The organism is Seohaeicola sp. 4SK31 (genome assembly GCF_028802875.1).
Taxonomy (GTDB): Bacteria; Pseudomonadota; Alphaproteobacteria; order Rhodobacterales; family Rhodobacteraceae; genus Seohaeicola.
The window spans coordinates 21535-27570 of sequence record NZ_JARAMP010000034.1 but is presented as its reverse complement, the minus strand read 5'-3'; the positions used below and the strand labels follow the sequence as shown (position 1 = coordinate 27570).

5 protein-coding genes, 3 pseudogenes and 1 other annotated feature are annotated in these 6036 nt (G+C 59.7%); of the genes and pseudogenes, 4 read left to right on the top strand and 4 right to left on the bottom strand.

The window, feature by feature from the left end:
* Window positions 1-138: 138 nt before the first annotated feature.
* Both PVW27_RS19365 and PVW27_RS19360 read left to right on the top strand, forming a co-directional pair.
* Entirely contained in the window at window positions 139-414 is a 276-nt protein-coding gene (locus PVW27_RS19365; RefSeq protein ID WP_274560554.1) for a hypothetical protein, read from the top strand.
* A 33-nt stretch (window positions 415-447) separates the two neighbouring features.
* A complete protein-coding gene (locus tag PVW27_RS19360; RefSeq protein ID WP_274560553.1) occupies window positions 448-909 on the top strand; it encodes a hypothetical protein in 462 nt (153 codons plus the stop codon).
* Here PVW27_RS19360 and tnpB read toward each other — a convergent pair.
* The 3 genes and pseudogenes from tnpB to PVW27_RS19345 all read right to left on the bottom strand — a co-directional run bounded on the left by tnpB (window position 897) and on the right by PVW27_RS19345 (window position 4708).
* Window positions 897-1205, bottom strand: coding sequence for an IS66 family insertion sequence element accessory protein TnpB (tnpB, locus tag PVW27_RS19355; protein ID WP_274560551.1), 309 nt, complete (start codon window positions 1203-1205; stop codon window positions 897-899). The two genes, PVW27_RS19360 and tnpB, sit on opposite strands and share 13 nt — an antisense overlap.
* 273 nt (window positions 1206-1478) lie before the next feature.
* Window positions 1479-2131: pseudogene (locus PVW27_RS19350) on the bottom strand (transposase); the annotation flags it as partial.
* A 216-nt stretch (window positions 2132-2347) separates the two neighbouring features.
* Complete coding sequence (locus PVW27_RS19345; RefSeq protein ID WP_274560549.1) at window positions 2348-4708, bottom strand: 1-deoxy-D-xylulose-5-phosphate synthase N-terminal domain-containing protein; 2361 nt, start codon at window positions 4706-4708, stop codon at window positions 2348-2350.
* Between the two features lie 126 nt (window positions 4709-4834).
* Between PVW27_RS19345 and PVW27_RS19340 the strand changes: the two genes are divergently transcribed.
* Window positions 4835-5299: an Lrp/AsnC family transcriptional regulator gene (locus PVW27_RS19340; RefSeq protein WP_274560548.1), complete on the top strand. Its 465-nt coding sequence runs from the start codon at window positions 4835-4837 to the stop codon at window positions 5297-5299.
* A gap of 124 nt (window positions 5300-5423) precedes the next feature.
* On the opposite strand, the pseudogene PVW27_RS19335 reads toward PVW27_RS19340, so the two are convergent.
* A pseudogene (locus PVW27_RS19335) lies at window positions 5424-5510 on the bottom strand (IS5/IS1182 family transposase); the annotation flags it as partial.
* 77 nt (window positions 5511-5587) lie between these two features.
* On the opposite strand from PVW27_RS19335, the pseudogene PVW27_RS19330 reads away from it, so the two are divergent.
* Window positions 5588-6036, top strand: a pseudogene (locus PVW27_RS19330) (IS3 family transposase); the annotation flags it as partial.
* Window positions 5626-5742, top strand: a sequence feature (AL1L pseudoknot). It overlaps the preceding pseudogene by 117 nt.

Genomic DNA, 6036 nt, shown 5'->3' with positions numbered 1-6036 from the left:
CGAACTCTGTCTCAGCTTTACAGGCAAAATTTCGGAATTAAGGGCAAAATATCATATTTAAGGGCAAAGCACAGCCGCTGATTTCGTTGGATTTCTCATCTCGTAATTAAGGGCTACGCGACACCTGACAACCGTCTCGTGGCCGCCGAACTTGAACGCCGCTGGGAAAGCGCGCTGATGGAGGCTCGGGCGGCGGAGGCGGCGCTGGCCGAGCAATCCGCACAGCAACCGTCCGCGCATGTTGCCATGGGGAAGGCTCTCACCGGCAAGGTTGTGGCACTGGCGGGGCGTCTACCACAAATCTGGACGGATCCCGATGTCACAGACGCGCATCGCAAGGCGATCCTGCGCTGCCTGGTGGACAAGGTGGTGCTCGACCGGACGTCCGAGAGCGCGCTGGTCCGCATCGTTTGACGCGGCGGGGCGGTTACCGAACTCGATGTCAAAATGCGGGTCACGGCGATCGCAAAACTCGCTCGGGGTGGCGAAATGCGGGCACGCCTGCTCGACTTGGCGAAAGAAGGCAGGCCCGACAATGAAATTGCTCACCTTCTCACCGAAGAGGGTCACCGATCGGCCAATTGTGCAGACAAGGTTCTTCCCGTCACCGTGCAACGTATCCGGCTGGCCGAAGGCATCAAGGCACCTCCTTCTCGCAGGCGGTGGGAGCACGATCCCAACTTCCTGAGCACAACAGAGCTCGCCGCCAAGTTGGAAATTCCGGTCAACTGGCTTTATGTTCAAATCAAGAATAAGCGTCTGCTCATCGAACCTCAGCCAACCGGTGCCTATCTGTTTCCCGACACGCCAGCAGTGTTGGACGGAGTGCAGAACCTGCGAAATCACGTGATCGGCGAATTGGATTTGAGAATCTGTCAGCCTGACAATGGAGGGTATCAACATGGGTGATCGAGAAGATAGCCGAGCTGGGCTGCGGAGATCGCTACCGCCGTGCCACCCTGGCTCACAGGCCAAATAAACTTGCCTGCCTCGAGGCGTTTCACATACAGCGACATGCCGACCCCATCATGCCACAGCAATTTTACCAGATCACCTTTGCGACCCCGGAAGCAAAAGATCTCACCCGCATGCGGATCACGCCCAAGACCCTGCTGGACAGACAACGCCAAGGTGTTCATTCCACGCCGCATGTCCGTCACGCCACCTGCAATCCACACCTTCGTGCTAGCCGGAAACGCAATCATGACGGGTCCAGCACTTGCACGAGGCGCATCAACAACCCCGGATCAAGAGTGGCTGCAACAGAGAGGCGCCGACCGTTCACAAAAGTGATTTCAACCAAGCCAGATGATGCAGGCGCGACAGCAACTTCTGGCGTGGCCCGTTCCGATACTATCCCACAGAATTCCTGTTCCGGAATGGTCAGAGATGGCTGCGAAAATCTGAACAGCCGGGATAAGTGGATTTTCCGCGCAACAGCAGCATGATGCTGCAAGCGAGGAGATGACTAGCGGTTCATCCGTCAGCGCGTCGCTCACGAAGTCCAGGCTCCAGCGCTGGTTGGGCGCATCAGGCACAAGCATCGGCCTCCGCGTTCCCAGGGCCCGCTTCCGGCCGCCCCGGCGGCGCACCTGGAGCCTCTCCTCGCGATAGAGCCGCCTGAGCTTCTTGAGGTTCATCACGATCCCCTGCCGTTCCAGCATCACATGGATGCGCCGGTAGCCAAACCGCCGCCTCTCGGCCGCGACAGCCTTCATCGCAGCCCTCGCCTCGGCGTCGTCAGGCCGGACGCTGCGATAGCGCACGCTCGACCGGTCCACCGCCAGTGCCTTGCACGCCCGCCGTTGGCTCACCCCGTGAACTGCCACGACATGCGCCACCGCTTCCCGCTTCACGCCGGGCGCTACCACTTTCGCGACGCGACATCCTTCAGGATCGCGTTGTCGAGCATCGCCTCCGCCAGCAGCTTCTTCAGCTTGCCGTTCTCATCTTCGAGCGTCCTCAGCCGCCGCGCATCCGACACCTCGAGGCCGCCGAACCGAGCCTTGTATTTGTAGAACGTCGCCGTGCTGACCCCATGCTTCCGGCAGACATCGGCCGTCGCCATGCCCGCCTCCTGCTCCTTCAGCATCCCGATGATCTGCTCTTCAGTGAACCTTGATCGCTTCATTGTCCGTCTCCTGGTTGGAGCGGACTCTACCTCAAACTGGAGGAAGATACGGGTCTCAGGTCACAGACCGAAGAGGTCGCCGTTGTGACCAAGGACGGCGCCAAGCTTATCTCGAAGCTTTCGCAGGAGAAGCTTCCGGAGATCCGATAATTCCAGCGGACGACCCTGGATGGCGTTGGCACCCAGGGTCGCAGTGACTTAATGTCAGGTCCCGAACTAGATCTTGCGTCCGTGCGTCAGCGCAGAGACGGATTGAACCAGCGAAGCCTTGTCGAGGCCAAAGTGGCGATAGACATCGTCGATCGTCCCGGTCTGGCCGAAATGTTCGACGCCATGTGCAATAGTCTGGTGCCCACAGACCGACCCCAGCCACGAAAGGGTCGTGGGGTGTCCGTCGATCACGGTAACCAGCTTGCAGGTCTCCGGCAGCGAACTCAGAAGCCGCTCGACGTGGCTGAGAGCAGATGGATTGCCGCGCGCCCGCGCTCGTTGCGCTGCAGTCCATCCCGCGTTCAAACGGTCGGCCGAGGTGACGGCCAGAACACCGATGTCCTTGCGATGTTCTCCGACGATTCCGGCCGCCGCGATGGCCTCATCTGCGACGGCGCCTTGGTAGGCGATGACGACTGAGCAGTTCGGTCCGGGCTTGCGCAGCCAGTAGCCTCCGTCGATGGCCCCCTGGCGGAAGGCATCGTCAACACGTTTGCCGGGCTGCTCCAGTGGCTTGGTCGTCAAGCGCAGATAGACCGACCCCCCAGTTTGGTCCCTGAGCCAGGTGCGCTCGTCCGGATCACCCCCACCGTCGCGTTGCATGTAGTCGAATGCCCAGGCCATGATCACGGCCAGTTCATCCGCAAATGCGGGCTCAAAACTGGCCAGTCCGTCCTGGGCCATGCCCGTTAGGGGCGTCCCGATTGACTGGTGGGCGCCGCCCTCCGGCGCCAGCGTCACACCGGAGGGCGTGCCGACGATCATGAAGCGGGCATCCTGGTAGCAGGCATAATTCAGTGCATCGAGGCCGCGATGGATGAAGGGGTCATAAACCGTTCCAATTGGGATCAGGCGCTTGCCGAACAGCTGGTGAGACAGGCCCGCCGCCCCCAAGAGTAGGAACAGGTTCATCTCGGCGATTCCCAGTTCGATATGCTGACCCTCGGGGGTGAATTCCCACTTGGCGGTGGAGGGAATGCGATGCTCGATGAAGGTATCCGCCTGTTCCTTGCGGGCAAACAGCTTGCGCCGGTTGACCCAGGGACCAAGCGACGTCGTGCCCGTCACATCCGGCGACGTGGTCACAATACGCGCGGCCAGTTCGCCGCCTGCCTTGGCGAGATCGTCCAGGATCTTGCCAAACGCTGTCTGGGTCGAGACCTCGCGGTCGGTACTGAAATCGATCGTCGGCACCGGGAGGCGGGCATCATCGAAGCGCCGTGTGCCTTGGGCGAAGAAGGGCACCGCGCGCAGAAATTCGCGCAGAGCCGCAGGATCCCGCACCGTGGCGAATGGCTCCCATTCCTGCCCCTCGGGCACGCCCATATGCGCTTGCCACTCGACCATCTGGGTCTTGGTCATGAGTCCGCCGTGATTGTCCTTGTGCCCGGCAATTGGTGTGCCCCAACCCTTCACTGTGTAGGCGAGAAAGCAGGTTGGACGGTCATGGGTGATGTTGGCAAATGTGTCGGCCATGGTCTCGACGCAGTTGCCGCCAAGATTCTCCATCAATGCGGCGAGTTCCTTGTCCGAGCGCCGGTCAATGAGCGCCGAGACATCGCCCTGGTCGCCAAGGTCTTCCATCAGCCGCTTTCGCCAGACCGACCCACTTTGATACGTCAGAGCTGAATATTCCGCGTTCGGGCATGCATCAATCCAATCCCGCAGGCGCTCGCCTCCCGGCTCGGCGAAGGCCGCACGTTGCAGGAGGCCATATTTTACTCGGACGATCTCCCATCCGAAAGCGTCAAAGATTTTTTCAATACGTTCGAACAGACCTTCTCGAACGATACCGTCCAGCGACTGGCGGTTGTAGTCGATGATCCACCAGCAATTGCGCAAGTCGTTCTTCCAGCCCTCCTGAAGGGCTTCGTAGACATTGCCTTCGTCCAACTCCGCGTCGCCGACGAGCGCCACCATCCGGCCAGATTTCAGCTCGTCGCCCCACGGCTTCGCCTTGATGAAGTCCTGGATGATCGAGGCGAAGGATGTGATGGCCGCGCCCAAGCCGACGGAGCCGGTCGAAAAATCGACGTCATCAATGTCCTTGGTGCGTGAGGGATAACTTTGCGCGCCACCGTAGCCGCGGAATGTTTCCAACTTCTCGCGAGTCTGGTGCCCCATCAGATACTGCATGGCATGGAAGACCGGCGAGGCATGCGGTTTGACAGCAACGCGATCTTCGGGCTTGAGCACGTGAAAATATAGCGCAGTCATGATCGAGACCATCGACGCCGAGCTGGCCTGATGCCCTCCCACCTTGATACCATCCACCTTCGGGCGGATGTGATTGGCACTGTGGATCATCCAGTGCGATAGCCAAAGCAGGCGTTGCTCGATGATCTTGAGTTCGGATGGTGTGGTCATGATGATCCTCCTGTCCCGCATGTAGCGCCTATTCGCGGGTGGAAGACGGCAAAGATGATAGTAAATGTTATCACTTTTAGCGATAATGAGCGCCATCTCGACGATCCTTGATGAGAACAGCCAAACATGTCGACAAACCTTGATGAAATCGACCGCCGCATTCTCAAAGAGCTCCTGGAAGACGCGCGCCTATCGCACCAGGAACTGAGCGAGAGGGTTGGTCTCTCGCCGTCCCCCTGCGCCCGTCGCTTGCGCAAGTTGGAAGGAGAGGGCTACATTGTGGGGTACGGCGCTATCGTCGACGAATCCCGTATGGGTTTCGGCTTCAACGTTTTTGTTTCCGTGAAGCTGGATCAACAGATCGATGGTCGGCTTGTTGAGTTCGAGCGAGAAGTCCGGCGTTGCCCGGAAATCGTCGAATGCTGGCTCATGACTGGAAAGTTCGATTATCTCCTGCGGCTCTCGGTCGCGGACCTTAATGATTTCGAACACTTCCTAACCGGGCGGCTGACAAAGATCCCAGGCGTCGCGTCTATTGAGTCCTCTGTGCCCATCAGGCGCGTGAAGCATCAGGCATCACGGCTAAGGTAAGAATATCGAAATAGCAGTTTGCGATCTGGGCGAGTGCTGAATTCATCTCACCTTCTTGGCTGGTAGATCGTAAACGGCAAGGGAACCCAGTGGATTAAAGGCGCTTGGGACCTAGAGTCAGAACTTACAACCAATAGATGACGGTTGCGGCGAGAGCGCAGGCCGAAAGGAACAAGATTGAGCAGCGGTCGTAGCGCGTGGCGATCCGCCGCCTCGGGCCAGCTCACGTCACGACAGAGGGGTCCCTTTTGCACGCCGATAAGGGGGCCCGATTGGATGCCGATTGACAAGCTGCGCCAGGCGAATGAGATACTGCGCAAGGCGTCAGCTTATTTTGCGCTGGCGGAGCTCGACCGCCGGTCGAAGTGATGGTGGGTTTCATCAACGCGCATCGTGATGCGCACGGGGTCGAGCCGATCTGCAACGTGCTGCCGATCGCCCCGTCCACCTATTATGATCATCTGGCCAAGCGGGCCGATCCAACCCGGCGGTCGGATCGCGCGCGCCGGGACGAGACGATGCGGCCAGAGATCCGGCGTGTCTTCGAGGAGAACTGGAGCGTCTACGGCGTGCGCAAGGTCTGGCACCAGCTGCGCCGCGAGGGCTTTGCTGTCGCTCGCTGCACGGTCGCGAGGTTGATGAAGGACATGGATATTCAGGGCATTATCCGCGGCAAGCCTCACAGAACGACGATCCCCGACAAGAAAGTTCCGTGCCCGTTGGACAAAGGTAACCGC

Excerpts from the sequence above, each read along its gene's own strand:
- PVW27_RS19360 (WP_274560553.1), top strand. The coding sequence starts at position 448 with ATGCGGGTCACGGCGATCGCAAAACTCGCTCGGGGTGGCGAAATGCGG.
- tnpB (WP_274560551.1), bottom strand. The coding sequence starts at position 1,205 with ATGATTGCGTTTCCGGCTAGCACGAAGGTGTGGATTGCAGGTGGCGTG.
- PVW27_RS19345 (WP_274560549.1), bottom strand. The coding sequence starts at position 4,708 with ATGACCACACCATCCGAACTCAAGATCATCGAGCAACGCCTGCTTTGG.
- PVW27_RS19340 (WP_274560548.1), top strand. The coding sequence starts at position 4,835 with ATGTCGACAAACCTTGATGAAATCGACCGCCGCATTCTCAAAGAGCTC.